Here is a 24559-nt window from a genome sequence, read left to right on the forward strand (position 1 = left end):
CTCAGGGACGCAGCAAGGTCAAATCAATCTGCCACCTGTTGATTTTATTGTACAAGGTGGTGCGCGAAAGCCCGAGCAGACGAGCCGCCTGTCGCAGATTACCGTTACTGGATTCAATGATCTGAATGATATGGGCGCGCTCATTGTCCTCCAGGCGGCTTGAGGGGACGGCTTCCTGTTCAGGAAAAGCCTGGGCGATCTCCCTGGGCAAATCATCCACGTCGATCAGCAACCCTTCGCACAGGTTCACCATCCGCTCCACCAGGTTTTCCAATTCGCGCACGTTGCCGGGCCAGTGCCAGGCGTTAAGGCAAACCATGGCCTGCGGTGAGACCTGCGGCGGGATCTTTTTCATCCGCGTACTCAGCTTGTGAATAAAGCCGTTGACCAGTCCGGCGATATCTTCCCGACGTTCACGCAGGGGCGGAACGGGGAGGGAAAGGACGTTCAGGCGGTAATAAAGGTCACGACGAAACGCGCCGTTCTCCACGGCCTGCAGCAAATCGCAATGGGTAGCCGCAATAATTCGCACATTCACTTTGACCGGATGCGCCGCGCCAATCCGCAACACTTCGCCTTCCTGCAATACGCGCAGCAGGCTGGTTTGTGCATCCAACGGCATTTCACCGATTTCGTCGAGCAACAGCGTGCCGCCGTCTGCCAGTTCGAATTTGCCTGCCGAACCGCCGCGACGCGATCCGGTAAAGGCGCCATCGACGTAGCCAAACAGCTCGCTTTGCACCAGATCGCGCGGCAGGGCGCCGCAGTTGACCGCGACAAAGGGTTCGTTGCAGCGCTCACCGCCGTTGTGGATTGCCTGAGCGAACAGCTCCTTGCCGGTGCCGCTTTCCCCCGTCAGCAAGACCGTGCTGTCACTGCGGCTGCAGGTGCGCGCCTGCATGATCGCCTCCCGCATGCGGCTGGAATGACCGAAAATCATCTCGAAGGTGTAGCTGGCGCTCACGCCCATGACTCGTCGGGTGATGGCACGGATGCGCTGATTTTCGCGCAGGGAGAGCACCCGGCCATTATCCGGCGCAGGCATCAGCGAAATCACGCAGGAGAGGGCTGGCTTGCCGACGGGCATAAACACCATTTCACGATCGTTGCAAAACGGCATGGTTAACAACGATCCGGATTGGGGGCACAACAGCTCATCGATCGGCGTATCACCGGGTTCCAGCCCGCCAAAAATTTGGCGAGCATAGCGGTTGACCGTTTTCAGCCGGCCGTGCCTATCGCAGACCATCACGCCTTCATTCAGGGTTTCCAAAATCGACTGCTGCTCGGCCAACAGCCGGTGCAGCTTGAGCTGTTGACCGATGGCCTCCGCAGCCGCCTGCACGGTACCCAGAGTGTGGGCATTGAAATTGTCCGGCGTGGCGGTGAGCGTCAGCACGCCAATCATGACACCTTCGGCGTTGCGCACCGGCGCGGCGGCGCATTGGCGATGCCGTTGCCGCAGGCCCATCTTCCAGTTTTCACCGCTGAGCACATATACCAGCCGCTGTTCAAGCAGGCAGCGTGCGGTGCAGTTAGTGCCCTGAACCTCTTCACGCAAGATGCTGCCGATCGGCGTCATGTCCGCGCCACAGTAGTGAAGGGTGACGCCATGGGCATCGGTCAGGTTGATGTGACCGTCGGGATTATAGGCCAGCAAATTTTCCATGATGCTGCGCGCCACGGCAATCAGCTCGGCATTGTGTGCCAGAATCGCCAGCAGTTGGTCAGGCGGTGGCGCGTGATAGACAAACTCATCGGGATCGATGCCGTATTCACGCGAGCGTCGCCAGGATTGCAGGATCGACTTGCGTATCCAACCGGGCTGGCCGCCTTCATTAAACGCCTGCCACCCTTGCCAAAACAGGCTGTCCCATTCACCGGATTCCGCCCCTTCAGGCAGGCTGAAGATCGGATCGCTCTCGTCTTTGATCGGCATCAGGCCGGCGGCTGTCTGCATGGTGCGCTCCGCTGTTTGGAATGTAATGTTCATTTTATTGACATGTGAAATTGACATGTCAATTTAGTTGTCACTTTGTTATGCCTATCTGTGCAACGTCTCACAAATTCCGCGTGTTTTGAGCTGGCATCCCCTTTGCAATACCCAAGGTGAACTCCGTTGCCCAATAGGGCGTTACCTCACATAAGGAATCACTATGAGTCATTCATCCCAACCCCTGCGTGTTGGTCTGATCGGTGCTGGCAGAATGGGCACTTTCCATGCGGAGTCGTTGGCACGGCGCGTGCCGGGTGCGGTGCTGGCGGCGGTGGCCGATCCTCTGCCGGGTGCGGCGCAACGGCTGGCGGAACGTTTGGACGTTGAAGCCTACAGCGATTTGCAGGTGATGCTGGACAACCCGGCTATTGATGCGGTGGTAATAGCATCTCCGGCCCGCACCCATGCGGAGTGGGTGATTGCAGCGGCACAGGCCGGTAAGCATGTGTTCTGCGAAAAGCCGATGGCCATCACGCTGGATGAGGCAGACAGCGCAATTGCCGCCGCAAAACGGGCGGGCGTGGTTCTGCAGGTCGGATTTAATCGCCGTTTTGTCAGCGGATTTGCCGCCGCTATCGCCGCCGTAAAGGCGGGTGAGAATGGCACTACGCAGTTATCCCGTTCGGTGACGCGCGATCCCTTGCTACGGGATCCGGCGCCTATCCCGGCGTGGACCATCTTTCTTGAAACCTTGATTCATGATTTCGACACCTTGCTGCATTTCAACCCTGGCGCCAGGCCGGTAGAGGTTTATGCGTTGGCGGACGCCCTGGTGCGGCCGGACTTCAAAGACAAAGGGCTGCTGGACACCGCAGTGGTCACCATTCGCTTTGACAACGGGGCTATCGCCACCGCCGAAGCCAATTTCCAGGCGGTGTACGGTTACGACGTGCGCGGTGAGGTGTTTGGCAGCAAAGGCATGTTGCAGGCGGGCAATATCAACCTGAACAACTGCGTGCGTTATCACGCCGGAGGCATCGCCATAGAAACCTCGCGGCAGGACACCGATCTGCTGCGTGACGCTTACGTGGCGGAGTTGACCGAATTCGCCCAGAGCATCCGGCAGGGTTGCAGCCCGCGTGCTACCGGACAAGATGCGCGCAATGCGCTGGCGATAGCCTTGGCCTGTATCGAGTCGGTGCAGCAGGGCAAACCGGTCAAATTAGGGGGGCAATAATGGCCAGTTATCAGCTCTCTGTATGCGCAGAAATGGTATTTCTCGATCTGCCGTTTATCGAACGCGTGGCGCGTATCGATGCGCTGGGTTTTGGCGTTGAAATGTGGAACTGGGCCAATAAAGACCTTGATGCTTTGGCCGCCAGCGGGGCGTGCTTTACATCAATGACCGGCTATCTGACCGGCAACCTGACCGACGACGAAGACATTGCCCAACTGTTGCACAGCGCGGAGCAGTCATTGGCCGTTGCCCAACGCTTGAACTGCCCGAGCCTGAATCTTCACGGTACCGGGTTGGATCCTCAGGGATTACCGGTGAAACCGGTGGCGGTGGTAACCGGTGCGATGTGGCTCAAGGCGGCCGATACGCTAAGCCGGCTGGCGCACATGGCGGAGCAGGCCGGGAAAGTCTTCACGCTGGAAAACCTCAATTTGCCACGCGACCACCCTGGCACACCCTTCGCCAAAGCCTGCGACACCCTGGCTCTGGTGGAGGCGGTAAACCGTCCGGGCCTGAAGATGAATCTCGATCTTTACCATGCGCAGATTGGCGAAGGGGATCTTATCGAACTGATCCGTCGCTGTGGCACGGCAATAGGGGAAATCCAGGTGGCGGACGTGCCGGGGCGGCAACAGCCTGGTACCGGTGAAATCAATTACCGCGCCATCGCACGCACGTTAGAAGACATCGATTATCAGGGCGTGGTGGCGATGGAAGGGTGGGCATCCGGTGACAGCACCGAGGCGCTGTTACAGTTCCGCGACCATTTTACCCGATAGCCTGAACACATCCGGGCAGGGCCGCTGCCCGGCATTCAAAATGATGCGTTGATTTTAATAATAAATAAACCTCAACCTACAGGATGTCATCATGAAAACCAAAAGCTTGCTACTGATACTGCTGAGCATCGTCATGAGCTTCAGCGCCCAGGCGAAAACCTACAAGGTCGGCGTGGCGCTGGCCAATTTCGACCTTAACTTTGTCTCTATTTTGCGTTCACAGATGGTGAGCGAACTTAAGCAGTTGGGGATGGACGGCCAGTTTGTCGATGCCAAAGGGGACGTGGCGTTGCAGGTGCAGCAGGTGGACGATTTTATCAACCTCGGGGTGGACGCCATTATCCTCAACCCGGTTGACACTCAGGGGGTGAAACCGATGATGGACGCCGCCGAACGCGCCAATATTCCGTTGATTTTCGTCAACCGCAAACCGGAGGTGAAACTGGGCAAGGACATGGCCTACGTAGGCTCTGACTCTGCGGTGGGCGGTGAAATGCAGATGGAAGCCTTGGCGAAAAAGATGAACTACCGTGGGAACGTGGCGATCCTGATGGGGGCGTTGTCCAATGAAGAAGCACGCGAACGCACCCGCGCCGTGGAAGCGGTGATCGCCAAATACAAAGACATGAAGGTGCTGGAGAAGCAGACCGCCAAATGGCAGCGCAACGAGGCGGTGGACGTGGTGTCCGATTGGCTGCTGAACGGCCGGCCGATTGACGCGATTGCCGCTAACAACGATGAAATGGCGATTGGTGCCATCATGGCGCTGAATCAGGCCAAAAACAAAACCATTCTGGTGGCGGGCATCGACGGCACGCCGGACGGTCAGCAGTTCATTAAAAACGGCGGCATGACGTTGACCATTTTCCAGGATGCCAAAGGGCAGGCCATCGGGGCGGTGCAGGTAACCAAGGCGCTGTTGGAAAAACAAAAGGTCGAGCCTTATAACTGGATACCTTACAAAACCATCACACAGCAGAATTTGGCAGAATTCCAGGCGGTTAATCAGAAGTAGATATAGTGCCCTTGGTGGCCGTGAGGCGATGGCATCATAGCCGCAGTGACTGCGGCTATCGTTGATGTACTTTTCAGGCCGTCACGCGCGGGGCGGTTTTTCCGAACAACCTCATTGCCAGACCACCAGCAGCCGTCAGCGTGGCCAATGTCACTACGCCAGGCCAGCCGGCAGCTTCCAGGATCTTGCTGCCCAGCGCGGCCCCGCCTGCCATGCCGATAAACACCAGCGTAAACATGATGGCGTTGAGGCGGCTGCGGGCGGCCGGATTGATAGCGTAAATAATGGTTTGATGGGCGACCAGCGTGGCCTGAATGCCGAGATCAAAACCTACCGCGCTCAGGGCAATCAACGCCAGTTGCGCGGGGAGCGACAGCAACGGCAGCAGGAACATCAGGGCAAAAGAAACCACCACCATGGCAGCGCCAATCTTAGTGACATAGTCCGGCCCGTGACGATCGGCCAGCATGCCTGCCAAGGGGGCAGCCAATGCGCCTGCCGCACCGGCCAAACCAAAAGCCCCGGCGACGGCGCTACCCAACTGATACCGTTCCGCCAACATCACTGCCAGCGTAGACCAGAAAGCGCTGAACGCGATCGACAGCAAGCCTTGCGCCAGCGCTGCACGCCGCAGCTCCGGGTAATCGACCCACAATTGGCCCAATGAACGCAACAACGCCGGGTAGCTGAGGGAAGTATTGGGTTTTAAACGGGGCAATACGGCCCCGATGGCAAAACTGATCGCCAACACCGCCACGGCCGCCAGCAGGTAAACGCTGCGCCAGCCGAAATATTCCGCCACCACGCCGCTGAACACCCGTGAAAGCAAAATCCCCGCCAGTAGCCCGGTCATCACGGTTCCCACCGTTTTGCCCCGATTGGCGTCGGTTGCCAGCGTTGCAGCCGCCGGGATAATGTCCTGCGCCACCGTAGCGGCTAGGCCGATCGCCAGGCTGCTGAGCAGCAACAGCGGGAATGAGGATGAAAAACCACAGAACAACAGGGTAACAGCCAGCAGCAAGCCTTTTATACGGATGATCTGGCGACGATCGTGACGATCGCCCAGCGGGGCCAACAGCAGGATCCCAAGCGCGTAGCCTGCCTGGGTGAGCGTAGGGACCCAGCCGGCGTCACTTACTCCGGCATGGAACGCATCCGCCATAATCCCCAGCATCGGCTGGCTATAGTAAATGGACGCCACGCTAAGACCGGCACCGGTCGCCAGCAGAAAGACAACTTTGGCGGAAAGCGCATGGGCCGGTGTGGTGCCGGTATGATTGGCTGGTGAAATCAGGGTCATGGTAATTATCCCGTAGAGGTAAAGTGCGCTTATTTTTGCCAGTATTTGCCGCAAACTGTAGCCCCCGAACGGGTAGAACTGTTATACGTAATACGTATGAATAAAAACTCATTTCCCAATGGCGATCGCATAGCCATGATGCAAACGCTGGTGCGCATCGTAGACAGCGGCAGTCTTTCTGCCGCTGCGGCGCAAATGCAGACCTCACAACCCACCGTTAGCCGGCGCCTGCAGGTGCTGGAACAACTGCTGGGCGTTAAATTAATCCAGCGTACCACCCACAGTATGAAGCTGACGGATGACGGAGAACGTTGTTATCAGCATGCGCGCAAGCTGATAGAGCAGTGGCAAATCATGGAGGATGAGCTGCGCGGCGTGCGCGATGAGCCGGTCGGCGTATTACGGGTACGTGCGCCGCATGCCTTCGGCCAGGATCAGCTGATTGGGCCGCTGGGTGACTATTTGCAACGCTATCGCCAGACCAGCGTGGAGTGGACGCTTAACGACCACTCTCCGGATTTTATCCCCGAAGGCGTGGACTGCGCGATCCACGTGGGGGCCGTAACCGATCCTACGGTGGTGGCGGTATTGCTGGCGGAAGTGCCGCGCATTGTGGTGGCAGCACCGAGCTTATTAGCAGGTCATGATCCTCTGAAGCAGATCGGTGATTTAGCGCAGTTGCCCTGGCTGGCGTTGAATAGCTTTTACCGTAACGAAGTCACCCTGACTCACAGGGATAACGGTGAAGCCTATCGTTTTGACATTGCTCCCAGATTAAGCACCGACAGTCTTTATGCGGTGCGTAAAGCCGCGTTGAACGGCGTAGGGGTGGCGATGTTGTCCTCCTGGGTGGTCAAACAGGATCTGGAGCAGGGCGCTCTGATTCCTTTAATGCCAACCTGGTGTGCCGCGCCCTTGCCGATTTATCTGCTTTATCCGTACGCCAGCTATTATCCCGCCCGGCTGCGAAAATTCCTCGAGCTGATGAAAGAGGTGATGCCGCGCATCACCGGCGCAAATGCGCCAACGACCTAAAAACGCGTACAGCGGAATTTGTCGTTAGCGGAGCGATATACAGCGCAAATCTAGAGTGTCGGCGCGCGGATTCAACCTGATTGGCGGCGGTATCTGTTTGATAATCGAAGCAACAGTGACCGTCCCTTTCAATCGAGAGAATCGCCATGCACTTTACTCAAGCCATTGCCAGACTCCCTGCCGACAGCTGCGGCAGCGGACAAACTACCGCCCAATTGGGCGCGCCCGATATCGCGGCCACCGGCCGTCAGTTTTTGGCCTATGTGGACACCTTGCTCCGTCTGGGGCTAAAAGTGACCGTGTTACCGGCAGCACCCGCATTCCCGGATGCACACTTTGTTGAAGACACGGCGGTGGTGATGCCTGAGCTGGCGGTGATCAGCCATCCGGGCGCACCCAGCCGTCAGGGCGAGGTGGCCACCATTGCGCCCTTGTTTGAAGGCGAACGGCCAGTGGTGCGCATGAGCGAGCGCGGTCATCTGGACGGGGGGGATGTGCTGCTGGTCGATCGCCAGTTTTTCGTCGGCCTGACGGCCCGTACCGATGAGGCTGGTATTGGCGAGTTCGCCGCGGCGGTGGAACCCTATGGCTATCGGGTGACGGCGATTGAAGTCAGCGCCGGTCTGCACCTGAAGTCCATTGTTAATTACGTTGGCCGCAATACCTTGTTGCTGACTGAAGACTATCAGCACCATCCTGCCTTTAGCGGTTTCAGTTCGATCGTCATTCCCGAAGCGGAGTCCTACGCCGGCAATACGCTGTGGATCAACGATACGCTGATTACGCCACAGGGCTATCCGTACACGCTTGCGCAAATCGAAAAGCTGGGCATGCCCATCGTTCAGCTCGACACCAGTGAATTTAAAAAAATGGACGGCGGCCTGACCTGCCTGTCACTTCGTTTCTAATCTTTTCTTTTACCGGGGATCTCAGCGATGAAAAAAACATTAGCGGTTTTACTGACCAGCCTGGCGTTGGGCGGTCCTGCGGCGGCTCAGGCCTTCGACACCATCAGTTTTGGCGTTGACGGTGGCTATCCGCCGTTTGACGTGCTCGCGCCCAACGGTGAGATCACCGGTTTTGATATCGATATCGCCAATGCGCTGTGTACGCAGCTGCATGCCAAATGCGTGTTCGTCAAACAACCCTTCGAAAGCATGATTGCCGCGCTCAATGCCCATAAGTTCGACGCCATTATCGCTTCGCTGACCATTACCGATGAGCGCAAAAAGGAAGTGGATTTCACCGATCGCTATTACCGCAGTTCCGCCCAGTTGGTGGCGCGTAAAGGCAGCGCTTTACTGCCCGACGTTGCCAGCCTGAAAGGCAAAACCGTCGGCGTGCAGACCGGCTCGATACATGAAGCCTACGCGAAACAACATTGGGGCGGAAAAGGGGTGAAAATTGTTTCTTACGCCAACCAGGATAATGTCTATCTGGATCTGATGTCCGGCCGCATTAATGCGTCGTTGCAGGACAATACTCAGGCCGCCAGCAGCTTTATCGATACCCCGCGCGGGCAGAAATTTGCCTTTGCTGGCCCGGTGATTGAAGACAGCAGCATTTCCTCCGACGTCGGCATCGCGGTAGGCAAAGACAACCCGGCGCTGCGCGATGCGCTAAACGGTGCGATCAAGGCCATTCGTGCCGACGGCACTTACGAAGCCATCCAGAAAAAATATTTCAGCTTCGATATTTACGGTAACTAAACCGGCGCGCTAATGCCGGCTGGCCCGGCAATCTGTCAAGTATGGGAGGCCGGGTATGGTTACAGAGTATTTACCGTTGCTGGCGCAGGGGGCGGCGCTGTCGCTGTGCGTCATGCTGGTGTCACTGGCGGTGGCGCTGGCGCTTGGACTGGTCAATGCGCTGATCAAACTCTTTGGTCCGCGCTGGCTGCGCTGGGTTTCAACCGGCTACACCACGCTGGTGCGCGGTATCCCCGAACTGGTGATTATGCTGCTGTTGTTCTTTGGCGGTGAGATGCTGGTTAACGGAGCCTTGGGTCTGCTGGGGCTGGGGCCGCTTCGGTTCAACACCTTTATCTCTGGGGTGTTGGCGATTGGCTTCGTGTTTGGCGCTTACTATACCGAAACCTTCCGTGGCGCGTTTCTTACCGTGGAGCGTGGCCAGCTGGAGGCCGCGATGGCCTATGGGATGAGCCCTGGCCAGGTATTTCGCCGTGTTTTGTTACCCCAAATGCTGAGCTTTGCCATCCCCGGCATCAACAACAACTGGCTTGGGCTGATGAAGGCCTCGGCGCTGGTGTCGATCCTCGGGCTGGAGGATATGGTCTGGCTGGCCGAGCAGGCCGGGCGGGCAACGCAAAAGCCTTTCCTGTTTTATTTCCTGGTGGCGCTGATCTATATGGCGATCACGGCGATTTCCAGTTGGGGCTTTAGCCGGTTGTCGCGGCGATACGCCTTGGCTTCCTCAAATGCAGGAGCCCGCTGATGAACCTGCAAAATATGCTGGAAGCCGCACCGAGTTTTCTGTGGAGTGACGGGTCCGACGTCACCGGGCTAGCGATGACTGCCAAACTGTTTTTGTTGTCGGTCGTCCCCGGTTTAGTGCTGGCGATGCTGATGGCGATCGGTCAGGTTTACGGCCCGCGTCCGCTGTCTTATCTGATCCGCAGCGTGACCTACTTTTTCCGCAGTACGCCGCTGTACCTGCAATTGATGCTGATTTATTACGGCCTGTCGCAGTTTGACGTGGTGCAGTTGGGTTGGCAGAACGACCAACCTTTCTGGCTGCTGTTTCGCGACGCGACCTTCTGCGCCACGCTGGCGCTGGTGCTCAATACCAGTGCCTACGTCGCGCAGTTGCTGGCCGGCATGATGGAGACCTTCCCGCGCCAGGAGTGGATTGCCGGTGAAGCCTATGGCATGAGCCAGCGGCAGATCATTCGCCGGCTGGTGCTGCCGGCCACGCTACGACGCGGCATTCCAGCACTCAACAACGAGATGGTGTTTTTGCTGCATGCCACTTCGCTGGCCAGCACGGTAACGCTATTGGATATCACCGGCGTGGCACGGGCACTTTATGCCGCCACCTATTCGCCATTTATCCCGTTTTTGATGGCTGCGGCGCTCTACCTGCTGTGTACCTTCCTGCTGATATTCCTGTTTTCGCGGGCAGAGCGACGCTGGTTGGGCTTTATACGTCGTGATTGAGACCGTTCAGGAACGTTTGATGGATTGCAGTTCGGTCAGGGTGACGATTTTATCCACCCGGAATTTCTTGCTGGTCAGCCAGCTGTCGGCCAGCAACCGGTAGTTTTCCATGCTGCGACAGCCAATGCGCACCAGAAAATCGAAGTTGCCGCTGACCAGCCAGCAATCCAGCACCTCCGGGGTATTACGCATCTCCTGCTCAAACGCCGGTTGAGAATGACCGTGGTCGGCCAGCGCAATCTGAGCCTGGATCACGAACGCATGCTCCGGCTCCGGCAGCTCGATGATGGCACTGTAGCCGCGGATGATGCCGTCGCGCTCCAGCCCACGTACCCGCTCCAGACAGGGGCGTGCGGTCAGATTGACCTGCTCGGACAGCTTTTGATAGGAAATGCGGCCATCCCGGCACAGTATTTCAAGGATTTTTTTGTCGATGCGATCAAGCCGGGCTTTCTTTTCCACAGATAGGGCGTCCAATGAAAAGTAAACATCATAAGTTACCTGAACATGCCCTGGGGGGGCAGCGCCAATTCACCAGTTTTCATTTCGGCCAGCCGGGCAAAGGCGAAAAAATTTACCTGCAGGCCGGTCTGCATGCCGACGAACTGCCCGGCATGCTGGTGCTGCATTATCTTAAAAGATTACTCAGCCAGGCGGAACGGCGTGGTGAGCTGCAAAGCGAAATAATTCTGGTGCCGCTGGCTAATCCTCCAGGGCTGGCGCAGGTACTGCTCAACGGCGGCGTAGGGCGCTTCGACCTGGTTAGCGGTCGCAACTTCAACCGCGATTTTCCCGACCTGGCGCGTCTGCTGCAAAACCACGATTTTACCGCCTCGGAACCTCTTCAGCCGCAAGTCCGGGCCGCCATGCGTACCGTTTTGCAAGCCATGACCGAGGGCAGTGAAGTCACGGCGCTGCGGCGGCAATTGCTGCTACTGGCCTGTGATGCCGATGTAGTGCTGGATCTGCACTGTGACGATCGGGCGATCTTGCATATGTACGCCGATCCGGCTTGGGAACGGCAGGCCGAAATTCTGGCGCGCTTTATGAACATAGCGGCGGTACTGCTTTCGCAAGACAGCGGTGGCGGCTCATTTGATGAAGCCTGCGGTTTGCCCTGGCTTCGGCTGGCGCAACAGCATCCTGACCTAAGCCAGCTCAAACCGGGCTGCATGGCGGTTACGCTGGAGTTACGCGGACAGCGGGATGTCAGCCATGAATTGGCCAGCGGTGACGCAGAACGCTTGTACCGTTATTTACAGCACCGAGGCGCCGTGGCCGGACCCTCTCCGGCGATACCGCAATGTGAAGTGGCGATGCTGCCGTTCGCCGCCGGGGAGATCGTTACCGCATCCGCCAGCGGTATTCTGCTGTTGTTGCGCCAGCCGGGGGAATGGGTGGAAGCCGACGAGGCGGTGGCCGAAATTATCGACCCGATCACCGATACGGTAAAAGCGGTGCGTGCCAAGGCAGGCGGGCTGATTTATGCCTGTCGGCAAGCGCCTTTTGTCACCCTGGGAGCCGAAGTGATGAAGATTGCCGGTAAAACTGCCTATGCGGGTGGTGGTGAGTTGGCGTCCTGAGTCGATTTATTCGTGAATTGGTATCGTCGCCAGCGGTGACTTTGTGACGTTAAAAAACAATAATACCTATATTCAATCGATTCTGCGGCAAGAGGCGTTAAAGCAAGCCAGCTGAGGCAGAGCACGAGCAAGTCCGCAGCCACCGGTCTCAGGCAGTGAGCATGCTGGCGGGAAAGATGGCTTGCGGACCGCGGTCCATGTTAAATTTGTGCCAGGTAACTCTGTATCCCTGATGACAAAGAGAATTTAACATGAAGATCGGCCATTTTTATCCCATCACGAAGGATGTTGCCCCCAAGGCCTGCAACGTGGCTCTGCGACTGCGGGCCATTGAATATCAGCGATAACCGATCCGCCCCGAAGAAGTCAGACGCTATGCGCACCACCAAACCACGCCGCCCGCATGGCCGATGGGTCTACTACATTCTGCATGAAGATATTCTGTGGCCCTGCCCGGTAAAATGGGAGTGGGAAAGCAGTTACCATGCCTGGTTGCCTTTTTACTATTCGCCAACGCTGGAGTTCGTTGCCGGTAACCCCGCCAAAGCGACAAAAATCACTAAAACCAAGCGTTAATCATTATTTTCGTTTCACAACCGTAATCGTGCTGGTTGATATTAAATATTTGTTTTTAAACAAAACCCCACATTTCTTGCCCTCAGGGTTATGAGTAACTACATTAACAACTGTACTTCAACTCACCTGAGGAGAAATATCCTATGAAAGCAGCCGTAGTGACTAAAGACCACAGTGTCGATATTCAGGATAAACAGCTTCGTCCACTGAAACACGGTGAGGCCGCGCTGAAAATGGAGTGTTGTGGCGTTTGCCATACCGATCTTCACGTCAAGAATGGCGATTTTGGCGAAGTGCCCGGCATCACCCTGGGGCACGAAGGGATTGGGGTAGTCACCGCCGTAGGTGAAGGTGTCACTTCGTTGAAAGTCGGGGATCGCACCAGCGTCGCCTGGTTCTATCAGGGATGTGGCCATTGCGAATATTGCGTTAATGGTAACGAAACGCTGTGCCGCTCGGTGAAAAATGCCGGTTACAGTGTCGACGGCGGTATGGCGGAAGAGTGCATCGTAGTGGCGGACTATGCGGTCAAGGTGCCGGATGGCCTGGACTCCTTTGCAGCCAGCAGCATTACCTGTGCCGGCGTCACTACCTATAAGGCGGTGAAAATTTCCGACATCAAACCGGGGCAGTGGATCGCGATTTACGGCCTGGGCGGCTTGGGCAACCTGGCATTGCAGTATGCCAAGAATGTGTTCAACGCCAAAGTGATCGCCATTGACGTCAATCAGGGGCAGTTGGATTTCGCCAAAGAAATCGGCGCCGATCTGGTCATCAACTCCAAAACTGAAAACGCCGAAGAAATCATTCAGCAAAAAGTCGGTGGCGCGCATGCTGCCGTAGTCACCGCGGTGGCGCGTTCAGCCTTTAATTCTGCGGTCAATGCGGTTCGCGCAGGGGGCAAAGTGGTCGCCGTGGGGCTACCGCCAGAGAGTATGGATCTGAGCATTCCACGCTTGGTATTGGACGGTATTCAGGTTGTGGGCTCGTTGGTGGGAACCCGTGAAGACCTTAAAGAAGCTTTCCAGTTTGCCGCCGAAGGCAAAGTGACGCCGAAAGTGACCAAGCGTCCGTTGGGCGACATCAACGCGATCTTCGAAGAGATGAAGTCGGGCACTATCCGTGGCCGCATGGTTATCGATCTCTCCGCATCATAATCCCGCGCAAATAACTAAGGCCACCGAGGTGGCCTTAGTTTGCAGTAACGCTAAAAATCAAAACAGCCCGAGCGGTTTACTGTCGTAACTGACCAACAGGTTTTTGACCTGCTGGTAATGCGACAGCGCTACCTTGTGGGTCTCGCGGCCGACGCCGGAGTTCTTGTAGCCGCCGAAGGCAGCATGCGCCGGATACAGGTGATAACAGTTGGTCCACACGCGTCCGGCCTTGATGGCGCGCCCCATGCGATAGGCGCGATTTACGTCGCGAGTCCACAAACCGGCACCCAGCCCAAACTCACTGTCGTTGGCCAATGCCAGTGCTTCGGCTTCGTCTTTGAAGGTGGTCACGCCGATCACCGGTCCGAAGATCTCTTCACGGAAGAAACGCATGCTGTTATTGCCGGTGATTAAGGTGGGCTGCAGATAAAAACCGCTTTGCAAAGTTTGCTCATGGCTGGCGCGCTCGCCGCCGGCAATGATTTTGCCGCCTTCGTTTTTAGCGATCTCGATGTAAGACAGGATCTTGTCGAACTGCTGCTGAGACGCCTGAGCACCGATCATGGTGTCGGTGTCAAAGGGGTCACCCTGGCGAATGGTGGTGATGCGCGCCAGCACTTTTTCCATAAATTGCGGGTAAATCGATTCCTGAATCAGGGCGCGCGAAGGGCAGGTACAGACTTCACCCTGGTTGAAGAAGCCAAGAATCAGCCCCTCAACCGCCTTGTCGATGAATTCGGGTTCCGCCTGCATGATGTCTTCAAAGAAGATGTTAGGCGATTTACCGCCCAGCTCCACGGTGCTGGGAATGATATTTTCCGCCGCACAGGCCAGAATATGGCGGCCTACCGGGGTTGAACCGGTAAAGGCGATTTTGTCGATACGCTTGCTGGTTGCCAATGCCTCACCGGCTTCTTTACCGAAACCGTGAACCACATTGAGCACGCCCGGCGGCAGCAAGTCACCAATCATTTCCAGCAGCACGCAGATGCTGAGCGGGGTTTGCTCCGCCGGTTTAAGCACCACGCAGTTGCCGGCGGCCAGCGCCGGGGCTAGTTTCCATGCGGCCATCAACAGCGGGAAGTTCCAGGGAATAATCTGCCCAACCACGCCCAGTGGCTCATAGATATGGTAGGCCACGGTGTTTTGATCGATCTCAGCGGCGGTGCCTTCCTGCGCACGCAAACAGCCGGCGAAATAGCGGAAGTGGTCGATCGCCAGCGGAATGTCCGCGTTCAGCGTTTCGCGGATCGGTTTGCCGTTATCCCAGCTTTCGGTCAGTGCCAGCAATTCGAGCTTTGACTCCATACGATCGGCGATCGCCAGCAGCACATTAGACCTTTCCTGAACGCTGGCTTTCCCCCAGGTTTCGGCTGCCGCATGCGCCGCATCCAGCGCTTGTTCGATATCTTTCGCGTCGGAGCGCGGGAATTCGGCGACAGTCTGACCTGTCATCGGGGAGGTGTCGGTGAAGTAGTTGCCTGAAACGGGTTCGACAAATTTGCCGCCAATGTAGTTGCCGTAGCGCTGTTTGAAAGAAACCAACGAACCAGGCAAACCGGGATGAACGTATTTCATGTAACACCTCTCATGGGAACGGAGACTGTAAGGGTGGTGCCTGATTGCCGGCACTCTACAGACACTTAAGCATTGCCCATGCCACATTGATGGAAAGCTGTGCCACATAAATAAATAATATAAAAATATCAACTAATTAAAAAATAATAATAGCTATCAATGCCAATAAAGCCCCTGGCTTACTATTCATTTCTATTGTTTTTTGTGTTCCATGTCGCAACGTATGAGACACATTCATGATACAAAAATGCAACACTTTAATTGGCGGGAGTTGGGTATGCTGCATAAAGACCAGACCACCCAGACCGGGTGTATCTCTGACGACGATCGCCTGTCACTCTCCGGCCCACTTTCCGAATCCTGGTTACGCAGCCGGCACTATGGCCTCAATCGAAGCGACGACCATGTTCCTTTTATCCGGCCGACCCTGTTGAAAGAAGTGCGGGGGCAAAACGGTTGGGTTGCGCAGCTCGCGCGGCCGCTGATCGAGCGCTTGGGTGGTGAGATCAACCGCCAACCTTCCATTGTAGTGGTGTCCGACGCCGGTGGACTGGTGCTGGAAACCTGTGGCAACACGCACTTTTTGCGTAAGGCATCGCGGGTTTCTCTGGCTCCGGGCAATCTGTGGGGCGAGCAGGAGCGTGGCACCAATGCCATCGGTACCGCTTTGGCAATGGGGGCGCTGTGCGAAGTCAATGGCGACGAGCACTTTCTCAATCAGAATGCCGGGCTTTACTGCTCCGCAGCGCCGATTTATCGCCCCGACGGCCTGATCGCCGGCGTATTGGATATCTCGACGCCGGCCCAACATCCTTACAGCGAAGCAGGTTCGTTGATTCTGCAGGCTGTCCGGCACATTGAACATCAATGGGTGAAAAGCTGTGTCACCGACCGACATTGGACACTGCGCCTGCACAGCGATGCGCGGGTTCTCGGCAGCGCCCATGAGATGATATTGGTGTTTCGCGATGAGATCCTCACCGCGGCCAACCGATTAGCGATGCAAGAATTCAATCTCAGCGCGGCGGCCTTTGGGTCGATGGACTTTGCCACGCTGTTTCCGGAAATGTCCCTCCAGACAATGAATGCGCCGCGACAGACTCTGGCGGTGAATAATCGTCACTATTATTCACTGTTGCAGATGCCGGAACGCCCATCGCAGCACGTCAGGCCGCAGCTGCAGCCTTATGATCGTGACGGAGCAGACCGACAGAAGGCCCTGCGTATTCTTAATGCCGGGCTGGCGCTATGCATTAGCGGGGAAACCGGCTGCGGTAAAGAGTATTTCAGCCAGCGTTTGTTCGAGGAAAGCCACCGGCGACAGGGCAATTTTGTGGCTATCAACTGTGCAGCCCTGCCGGAAAGTCTGATCGAGTCCGAACTTTTTGGCTATGCGCCAGGGGCGTTTACCGGCGCCAGCACCAAAGGGTACGTCGGCAAGATCAGAGAGGCCGACGGCGGGGTGCTGTTCCTTGATGAGATTGGCGATATGCCATTGAGTTTGCAGACCCGTTTATTGCGGGTGCTGCAGGAAAAGACGGTCACGCCGCTCGGCAGCCGCGTCAGCTATGCGGTCGATTTCTCGCTTATCTGTGCCACCCATCAGGATCTGGAACAGCGGGTCGCGGCAGGGGCATTCCGCGAAGATTTGCTGTATCGCATTCAGGAATTCAGCCTGCGCATCTTGCCGCTGCGGCAGCGCGCACACGTTGATCGTTTTATCCTCAATCTCTGGAGCGAATTGGGGGGGGATGCGCGGGGCATCAGACTGGCACCGGACGCTATCACCGCCTTGGCCGGTTATTCCTGGCCCGGTAATGTGCGGCAGTTGTTGAGCACCTTGAAAGTGCTGCTGGCGTTGGCCGATGACGGTAACCTGATCAGGCTTGAGGATCTGCCGGAGCAGTTTCATCTGCTTGCTCGCCCCGTAGCGCCGCAGAGCGTATCGGTAGACATGTTGACGGCTATTCGAAACGCCAAGGGCAATATCAGCCTGGCGGCAAAACGATTAGGGATCTCGCGCAGCACGCTTTACCGCAAGATGGAGAAACATCGCGCCGAGAGCTGACAAAGCGGGGGCCCATTCAGGGCCCCGCGTGGTTATTATTTATCGCCCAATCCCTGTGGGTTGATTTCGGATCGTTCGATTTTCTCGTCGCTTTCCGCCCAGCGATCCAACACTTTCAGATAACTGCCGTTGGCAATAGCGCTATTGAGCGACGCCTGCACCGCTTCCACCAAGCCATTGCCTTTCTTCAGCGTAACGGCAATGTTGGCGCTGCGCGGCCAACCGCCCGGCACGATGCCGACCAACCGGGTTTTACCGGTCAATTTTGCCTGATAAGCGCCGGACACGTTCGGCCCGAAGGTCGCATCCGCACGGCCGGACTGGATGGCCAGCGTCGACGCCGCCTTGTCAGTGACATAAATCGGCTGAAGGGCCGGTAACCCTTTGGCCTGGTTCTCTTTATCCCAGGCCAGCAGCACGGCTTCCTGATTGGTGCCGGAGTCTACGATGATCTTTTTGCCGGCAATGTCCGGCGCCGATTTGATCGAGGTGATCTTACTGTCGGATTTCACGTAGAAGCCCAACGTATCCTGGCGATAGGTGGCGAAGTCGAATTTGGTTTTACGTTCCTGAGTGACGGTAATGTTGTAAACCGCGGCGTCGTATTTACCCGAGGTGACGCCTAACGGCCAGTCTTCCCATGAGGTCGGAACCAGTTTCAGTTTCAACCCCAGGCCGTCGGCAACCAGCCTGGCAATATCCGACTCGCTGCCAATCACCGTTTTATTGTCGCGCGCGTACAGACCGAATGGTGGGCCGCTGCCCAAGATCGCGACGGCTACGGTCAGCGTCCCCGGTTCAACGAATTTGAACCCGGCGGGGATTTTGGCCGCAGCCTCGGGATCCTTCTGGGTATGAATAGGGGTTTCGTTGGCGATCAGGTCCAGCCCCGGTGCGGCATGGGCCAGGGCGGAAAGGCTCAGAAGAGCCGCCGCTGCGGTGAGTTTTGCGCGATATATCATTATTATTACCTGCATTATTATGTTGTTGAGGCGGTCAACTCACTATCCTTCAAGCCGCTAAATCTGTGAACGAACAAAATTGGCTAACTAATTTTACAAACGGTCAGGTTGCAAAGAAGGGGGAGCGCTCGGTGAGCGTGAGGGGCTTAAACGTCGAGATTTTTACGCATGAAAGCATTTTGCAGCACGATGCCGCGCAGGACCGGACTTTTCCGCTCAACGACCTGAAATCCCTGGCGCATAAAGAAGGGTTCTGCGGTTTTACTGACGTCTGAGGTCAGCTCTTTAAGCCCTAACAGTCTGGCCTCTTCATGGATTCGATTCATCAATAAGGTCCCAATGCCTTGTCGGGGACAGGCGCCGGATACATAGAAATGGTCGATATAGCCGTCAGGCTGGAGATCGGCATAGCCGACAATCTGTTTATCAATCTCAACGACAAAGGGATGCAAATCTCTCATGCGAGCCGCCCAAAGCTGGGGATCAGTATCGGCGGGAGCCCAGGCATTGACCTGCTCAGTGGTGTAGTCGCGTGATGCGACCTCATGCACCGCAGAGAAAAAAACGCGAAACAGCGCAATTTCATCGCCTTTGATGAACTGTCGAATCATCATGCCTTTCCTTAAGAAGTCCCGGAAAGTATTGTACCGGTTCAGGTGTTTGAAGGGACGTTTTCTCGTAGCATATTGATGACTTGGGTCGCTTCGACGGCCTGGCTGAACAGAAACCCTTGCCCCAGGTGATAGCCGGAATCACGCAGCGTTTGCCGCTGCAGCTCGGTTTCAATGCCTTCCGCAATAATATCAATGGATAATTTCTGCCCCAAAATCCCCATGCTTTCCACGATGCCCAAAATCGCCGGTTCATTATTCATGCGGCGGATGAAATCCCGATCCAACTTGATGCAGTCCAGAGGGTAGTCCATCAGGTGCGTAAAGGAGGAATGGCCGGTGCCAAAGTCATCAAGCGCGATCCTGATCCCCATTTCCTTAAGCATTTGCAAGGCTCGCAGCACATACTTCGACCCGTGTTTGTTGAAGGCATGCTCAGTGACCTCCAGCTCGATAAGATGGTGGGGGATGCGAAACATTTGCAGACGCCGCAGGAAAGTTTCGGCGTAGTTATCACGTAAAAATTCGATAGGTGCGGCGTTCAAAGACACCGGCAACACCTCCACGCCAGACGCGATCCAAGTGGCGATATCGGCAAAAACCTTCATCTGCATGGTTTCGCTGATCTTGGTTGCCAATTCGTAATCGTTGAATGCTTCGACGACGGTATCTGGCATCTTCATACCATGATGCGGACAATACCAGCGCAGCAGCGCCTCAAAGCCCACAATGGCACCGGTTGCCAGGCTGACCTTGGGTTGGTAACTGGGGCGGATTTGATTATCGCGAACTATCTGCCGTGCGTGATTAAGCTGCGCGGCACGCTCTTTGGCCTTATCCATCATCTGTGGATTAAACATGTACACTCCGCCCCGGCCGCCGTCCTTGAGTTCGTACAACGCGGTATCGGCGCATTTCATCAATTCCGAGGCGTCGCGGGCATCCTGAGGATAGAGGGCGCAGCCGATACTCATGCCGCAATGCAACGCCTTGCCGCCATGGGTAATGGGTGACTCCAGCTGCAACAGAAAGTTATTGGCGATTTTGTAAATATCCTGCTCGTTTTCAACGTCGCCGATCACAATCGCAAACTCATCGCCGCCCAGGCGGGAAACGAACGAGTTCGGATTTAAATAAGCCGTCAGCCGGCGGGACAACACGCGCAGCAGATGATCGCCGGCAGCGTGCCCTAGGGTGTCGTTAACCAGCTTAAAATGGTCCAGGTCCAGCAAAATCAACCCGAGCGAGTTATGGGTGCTCAGGGCTCGCTTCATTTCCTGCTTTAATCTTTTCTTGAATAAGCGTCTGTTGGGCAAACCGGTCAGTTCGTCATACTGACTGGCGATCAGCAAACGTTTTTCAGCTATTCGCTGAGAGCTAACGTCGCGCGAGACGCACAATATATTTTCTATTCGATCCTTGTTATCGAAGACCGGACTGAGAATATTGTCCCAGTGCTGCAGCTTGCCGTCAGGCGTGGCGCTAAGGCCGGCGAAGCGGGCGTTTTTACCGGTTAGCACTTTACGCAGCGCTTTTTTGCCGCGCGAGCGCACTTCGGGTTGCAGCAGATTCAGCCAGGGCATGCCAAATTGCGGTTGGTGCTCATCGATGCCCAGCGCGACGCTGCCGGCTCTGTTGATGTGCAGCAGCGTCCCGTCATTATTGATGACCTTGATGCAGTCGACGCTGGCATCAAGCATGTTTTTCTGCGCGGCCAGCGTGGTGGTAATTCGCTGTTTTTCCAATACGGAATCATGGATATCGGTGCCGCTCAGATACCAATCTGTTTCTTCGCTATCAGGCTTTTTCTTCGCGCCGAAAGACAGTAAAAACCAGCGGTATTCGCCGTTGTACTGTCGCAGGCGAACTTCATTAACGAAAGAGGTCGCCGTGGCAATCGCCTGCTGCCATAGCGGTTCGATAAGAGGATATTCGGCAGGGTGCAGGGCTTTCAACCAGCAAGCGCCTGGGTTATCAAATGAGGAGAGGCCGGTATATTCACACCAAAGCTTATTGAAATGTCCCCCGAGGCTATTACCCATGCCAATGAGATTAGGTAAACCATTAAAAATTTCATTAGCCATATCCACAGGCGGTTTTTCATCACTGCGCTCGGGTAGAACACTCATTCGTCATTTCCTCTGAAAACCACCTGTCTTTTATGCTAGCCAATAAAAAGCCTGCGGGTGGAAATATTCAATAGCCGTTTCTGCGCAATAAAAAGCCGCCAGAGAGAATGAGATATAAAGTCGGTTAACACATTAGGAATACTCTCGTATTTCCGCCTTTTAATGGGCCAGCTTAATGAAGTCTCGGCTATTAGACCGTTGCCTGGGAATATAAAAAAGCCCCCGCGGTGAGGCGGGGGCTGCGATCATAACCTGTGGTTAGATTTATTTATCAAGTGCATAGGCAATGACGTAATCGCCACGGTCCGGCGACTGACGAGCGCCACCGGCGGAAATCACGATGTACTGTTTGCCGGTTGTCGGTGAAACATAACTCATTGGCGTGCCGCCGCTGCCGACAGGCAAGCGCGCTTTCCACACTTCTTTACCGGTGGAGGAGTCAAAGGCCCGCAGGTAGTAATCCTGAGTACCGGCAATGAATACCAGGCCGCCCTGAGTCGCCAGCGTGCCGCCGAGCGTCGGCATGCCTACCGGCATTGGCGCGCGCATTTTGATACCGAAAGGCCCGGTATCCTGAACCGTACCGGCCGGCACTTGCCACACCACTTTCTGCGTTTTCAGGTCGATCGCCGACAGGGTACCAAACGGTGGTTTCTGGCAAGGAATGCCCAGAGGTGACATGAAACGATTTTTGTTAACGCCGTAAGGCGTGCCTTTTAACGGCACCGCACCCATACCGGCATTGACCGATTCACCACCATTGCTGGCCGGGGTATTGGCATCGGTTTTTTGCGGGATCATCTGTACCCACAGGCCCAAACGCATGTCGTTGGCGAAGATGTAATGATTATTCGGATCGGTCGACAGGCCACCCCAGTTCATGCCGCCCAGAGAGCCAGGGAAACTGAGTGAAATATCGGTGTCCGGTGCGGTAAACAGGCCGTCATAGCGCATGGATTTAAAGCTGATGCGACACATCAACTGATCAAACGGCGTAGCACCCCACATGTCGGACTCAGTCAGTTTTTCAGCGCCAATTTGTGGCATGCCGACAGAGAAAGGTTGAGTGGCGGAGTATTGCTCACCGGGGATGGTGCGGGTTTTCACCGGCAGTTCTTTCACTTCGGTCAAAGGCTTACCGGTATGGCGATCCAACACGAAGATCTGACCGGTTTTGGCACCAATGACCAGGGCCGGTTTGGTGGTACCGTCCTTCATTGGGAAGTCGATCAGGCTAGGCTGCATCGGCAGGTCGAAATCCCACAGGTCGTTATGAACGGTCTGATAAACCCATTTCTCTTTACCGGTGGTGGCGTCCAACGCCAGGATGGAAGCGCCGTATTTGTGATCCAACGCGTTACGGTTAGCGCCCCACAGATCCACCGAGGAGCTGCCCATTGGCAGGAACACGGTGTTCATCGCCGGGTCGTAGGACATCGGTGCCCAGGAATTTGGGGTGCTGCGTACAAAGGTCTGGCCGGGTTTTAAGGCCGAGTTTGGATCCTGATTACCCGGGTCGAACGCCCAGCGCATCGCGCCGGTGATCACGTCGAAACCGCGCAGCACGCCGCCAGGCATATCCGTTTGTACGTTATCGGCTACGCGGCCGCCGACGACAACGGTGGTGCCCGCCAGGGTGGGTGCGGAAGTCAGCTGATATTTCGGATCGGCCGCATCGCCCAGACCGACTTTCAGATCTACCACGCCCTGGTTGCCAAAGTTCTGACAGAATTCACCGTTATCGGCGTTGATTGCCACCAGGCGCGCATCGATGGTATTCATCAGAATACGGCGCTGGCAACTGTCGCCCGCTGCCAGGGTGACCGGTGTAGCGGGCGTAGAGCCGGGTACGGTCGGTTGTTGCAGGGGCTTGGCAACATCAAAGTAGGCCAGGCCGCGGCAACGGTTCCAGACCTGGGATTTCGCGTTGATTTCACGTTTCCAGATCTCTTTACCGCTGTCGGCATCGACGGCAATCACGTTGTTATGCGGCGTACACAGGAAGATACGGTTGCCGATTTGCAACGGCGTTTGCTGATCTTCAGCGCCGTTGCCATCCGGACTCAACGGAGTATCGCCGGTGTGGAAGGTCCAGGCGACCTTCAGGTCTTTCACGTTGTCGCGAGTGATTTGGTCCAGCGCCACGAAGCGGCTGCCACCCGGGGTATTGCCGTAGTTATCCCAATCTTTTTGTTGTTTGCTTTTGTCCACTGGGATCAGCGGCAACGGCTCACCGCTGAAAGCCACGGTAGGGTGTGGCTGGAACATCTGCACAAAGGTGCCGACCATGCCAACGGCCAATACCGCACTTAGCAGGTAAGACAATTTAGCCAACGGCGTTTTGCCTTCTGGCTTACGCAGTGCCGGCCAGCTCAGGAAGGCCAACAGCATCAAACCGGCAGGGACCATCAGCCGCGAAACCAATGGCCAGAAATCGAAACCGGCATCAACCACCGACCAAACCAGCGTGCCGACAAACACCAGCAGGAACAGCTGCACGGCCGAAGATTTGCGACGGAAGAATTGCACGGCGGAAAGCAGGGTAACGATACCGGCAATCAGAAAGTAGCTGCTGCCCCCCAGCGAAACCAGCTTACCGCCGGCAATGGCGAAGAATAGGCCGACAACGGTAAGGATTATCCCTAATAAACAACACCATAGTTTAAGTTTTATACCCGGACGGGCATTTGATTCAGGCATGTCTGAAAGACTCCAAGATAATGTTTTTCTTCATGTTTACCTCGAATGATCGCGTCCATGCCGTTCCCTGGTGGAGTGAAAGCAGAGCGTAAATCAAACGATGGAATGTCGATATTGTACCATTTGATTCATTATAAAGTTAAGGATATGTTGCCTGCTAACTAAATTCTTAGCCCGAATTGCAACAACTGCAGGGCAGCGTGCTCCATTCTGGAGAGAACGCGGCTTAGGCGTCCAGCAACTCCCCAAGCCCGCAAGGTACCCCCGCGCAAAATTTGTGATGCCTGGTTATTTAAAGGAAGGTAGCAGCCACATACGCCAGCCGTATCTGTGAACTGCCGCAGTTATTATTTATTGCGTGAAGATGAGGCACCGCCTTACACAGAAGCAATGGCGAAAGCCTTTAATAGCCCCTGCATCATTGTTGAATGGGGTGGGGCATACGCTCGCGTTTTCTGGATCAAAGCTGTGCGTTAATGATGCGGTTATTGACTAATTGATAAATCCTGAGGCGTTTGCTGGAAGTAAAAAGGACGAGTGTTATACAGAGAGAATATACCCAGTCGCTTTTATATTTTTTGCCCAGCCTACGGTGAAGGATTATCAGGTTACTTTTCAGTTTCTTTAGTTACATAAGGTTATAGAAATTAATTCATTACGTTAACATTAGTATTCCACTATGCAGTGCTTCGATTGATTGGGCGTCATCGTTTTACT

Annotated in this window: 20 protein-coding genes; 12 read left to right on the forward strand and 8 right to left on the reverse strand. The window is 55.7% G+C overall.

Annotation, left to right across the window (positions count from 1 at the left end):
- Position 1: 1 nt before the first annotated feature.
- A complete protein-coding gene (locus H0S68_RS11710; protein WP_128864912.1) occupies positions 2-1960 on the reverse strand; it encodes a sigma-54-dependent Fis family transcriptional regulator in 1959 nt (652 codons plus the stop codon).
- A gap of 196 nt (positions 1961-2156) precedes the next feature.
- Here H0S68_RS11710 and H0S68_RS11715 point away from each other — a divergent pair, with 196 nt between their 5' ends.
- The 3 genes from H0S68_RS11715 (at position 2157) to H0S68_RS11725 (ending at position 4967) form a co-directional block, all read left to right on the forward strand.
- Positions 2157-3173: a Gfo/Idh/MocA family oxidoreductase gene (locus H0S68_RS11715; RefSeq protein ID WP_046373575.1), complete on the forward strand. Its 1017-nt coding sequence runs from the start codon at positions 2157-2159 to the stop codon at positions 3171-3173.
- Positions 3173-3952: a TIM barrel protein gene (locus H0S68_RS11720; RefSeq protein WP_410529412.1), complete on the forward strand. Its 780-nt coding sequence runs from the start codon at positions 3173-3175 to the stop codon at positions 3950-3952. The genes H0S68_RS11715 and H0S68_RS11720 overlap by 1 nt, the downstream gene beginning before the upstream one ends.
- Before the next feature lie 91 nt (positions 3953-4043).
- On the forward strand, positions 4044-4967 hold the full coding sequence (locus H0S68_RS11725; RefSeq protein ID WP_410529413.1) for a substrate-binding domain-containing protein: 924 nt from the start codon (positions 4044-4046) through the stop codon (positions 4965-4967).
- A 73-nt stretch (positions 4968-5040) separates the two neighbouring features.
- Here H0S68_RS11725 and H0S68_RS11730 read toward each other — a convergent pair whose 3' ends face one another.
- Positions 5041-6267, reverse strand: a complete 1227-nt coding sequence (locus tag H0S68_RS11730) for an MFS transporter (RefSeq protein ID WP_128864910.1) — start codon at positions 6265-6267, stop codon at positions 5041-5043.
- A 96-nt stretch (positions 6268-6363) separates the two neighbouring features.
- Between H0S68_RS11730 and H0S68_RS11735 the strand changes: the two genes are divergently transcribed.
- The 5 genes from H0S68_RS11735 to H0S68_RS11755 all read left to right on the forward strand — a co-directional run bounded on the left by H0S68_RS11735 (position 6364) and on the right by H0S68_RS11755 (position 10478).
- Positions 6364-7302, forward strand: a complete 939-nt coding sequence (locus tag H0S68_RS11735) for a LysR family transcriptional regulator (protein WP_410529414.1) — start codon at positions 6364-6366, stop codon at positions 7300-7302.
- A 146-nt stretch (positions 7303-7448) separates the two neighbouring features.
- Complete coding sequence (locus H0S68_RS11740; RefSeq protein WP_020826859.1) at positions 7449-8210, forward strand: dimethylarginine dimethylaminohydrolase family protein; 762 nt, start codon at positions 7449-7451, stop codon at positions 8208-8210.
- 27 nt (positions 8211-8237) lie between these two features.
- Complete coding sequence (locus H0S68_RS11745) at positions 8238-9011, forward strand: ABC transporter substrate-binding protein (protein WP_020826860.1); 774 nt, start codon at positions 8238-8240, stop codon at positions 9009-9011.
- Between the two features lie 55 nt (positions 9012-9066).
- Complete coding sequence (locus H0S68_RS11750) at positions 9067-9756, forward strand: ABC transporter permease (protein WP_020826861.1); 690 nt, start codon at positions 9067-9069, stop codon at positions 9754-9756.
- Positions 9756-10478, forward strand: a complete 723-nt coding sequence (locus H0S68_RS11755) for an ABC transporter permease (protein ID WP_046373569.1) — start codon at positions 9756-9758, stop codon at positions 10476-10478. Before H0S68_RS11750 ends, H0S68_RS11755 begins: the two co-directional genes overlap by 1 nt.
- Before the next feature lie 6 nt (positions 10479-10484).
- Here H0S68_RS11755 and H0S68_RS11760 read toward each other — a convergent pair whose 3' ends face one another.
- Positions 10485-10940: an Lrp/AsnC family transcriptional regulator gene (locus tag H0S68_RS11760; protein WP_020826863.1), complete on the reverse strand. Its 456-nt coding sequence runs from the start codon at positions 10938-10940 to the stop codon at positions 10485-10487.
- A 14-nt stretch (positions 10941-10954) separates the two neighbouring features.
- On the opposite strand from H0S68_RS11760, the gene H0S68_RS11765 reads away from it, so the two are divergent.
- The 3 genes from H0S68_RS11765 to adhP all read left to right on the forward strand — a co-directional run bounded on the left by H0S68_RS11765 (position 10955) and on the right by adhP (position 13794).
- Entirely contained in the window at positions 10955-12061 is a 1107-nt protein-coding gene (locus H0S68_RS11765; protein WP_122079311.1) for a succinylglutamate desuccinylase/aspartoacylase family protein, read from the forward strand.
- Positions 12062-12436: 375 nt separating this feature from the next.
- A complete protein-coding gene (locus H0S68_RS11770) occupies positions 12437-12637 on the forward strand; it encodes a hypothetical protein (RefSeq protein ID WP_020826868.1) in 201 nt (66 codons plus the stop codon).
- Positions 12638-12780: 143 nt separating this feature from the next.
- Positions 12781-13794 carry an alcohol dehydrogenase AdhP gene (gene adhP, locus H0S68_RS11775; RefSeq protein ID WP_020826869.1) on the forward strand — a complete coding sequence of 338 codons (1014 nt, stop codon included), beginning with the start codon at positions 12781-12783 and terminating at the stop codon, positions 13792-13794.
- A gap of 57 nt (positions 13795-13851) precedes the next feature.
- Here adhP and H0S68_RS11780 read toward each other — a convergent pair whose 3' ends face one another.
- A complete protein-coding gene (locus tag H0S68_RS11780) occupies positions 13852-15372 on the reverse strand; it encodes an aldehyde dehydrogenase family protein (protein WP_020826870.1) in 1521 nt (506 codons plus the stop codon).
- Positions 15373-15649: 277 nt separating this feature from the next.
- Between H0S68_RS11780 and H0S68_RS11785 the strand changes: the two genes are divergently transcribed.
- The gene (locus H0S68_RS11785; RefSeq protein ID WP_410529415.1) at positions 15650-17440 is read left to right on the forward strand and encodes a sigma-54-dependent Fis family transcriptional regulator; all 1791 of its coding nucleotides are present in this window, start codon (positions 15650-15652) and stop codon (positions 17438-17440) included.
- A gap of 35 nt (positions 17441-17475) precedes the next feature.
- On the opposite strand, the gene H0S68_RS11790 is transcribed toward H0S68_RS11785, so the two are convergent.
- The 4 genes from H0S68_RS11790 to H0S68_RS11805 form a co-directional block, all read right to left on the reverse strand.
- A complete protein-coding gene (locus tag H0S68_RS11790; protein ID WP_142815219.1) occupies positions 17476-18402 on the reverse strand; it encodes an ABC transporter substrate-binding protein in 927 nt (308 codons plus the stop codon).
- A 146-nt stretch (positions 18403-18548) separates the two neighbouring features.
- Entirely contained in the window at positions 18549-19016 is a 468-nt protein-coding gene (locus H0S68_RS11795; RefSeq protein ID WP_046373567.1) for a GNAT family N-acetyltransferase, read from the reverse strand.
- A 38-nt stretch (positions 19017-19054) separates the two neighbouring features.
- Positions 19055-21142, reverse strand: coding sequence for an EAL domain-containing protein (locus H0S68_RS11800; protein WP_410529416.1), 2088 nt, complete (start codon positions 21140-21142; stop codon positions 19055-19057).
- A 264-nt stretch (positions 21143-21406) separates the two neighbouring features.
- Entirely contained in the window at positions 21407-23842 is a 2436-nt protein-coding gene (locus H0S68_RS11805; protein ID WP_410529417.1) for a glucose/quinate/shikimate family membrane-bound PQQ-dependent dehydrogenase, read from the reverse strand.
- Positions 23843-24559 lie beyond the last annotated feature (717 nt).

The sequence above is a fragment of the Serratia sp. AXJ-M genome, from assembly GCF_046531865.1.
GTDB classification, from domain to species: Bacteria; Pseudomonadota; Gammaproteobacteria; order Enterobacterales; family Enterobacteriaceae; genus Serratia; species Serratia liquefaciens.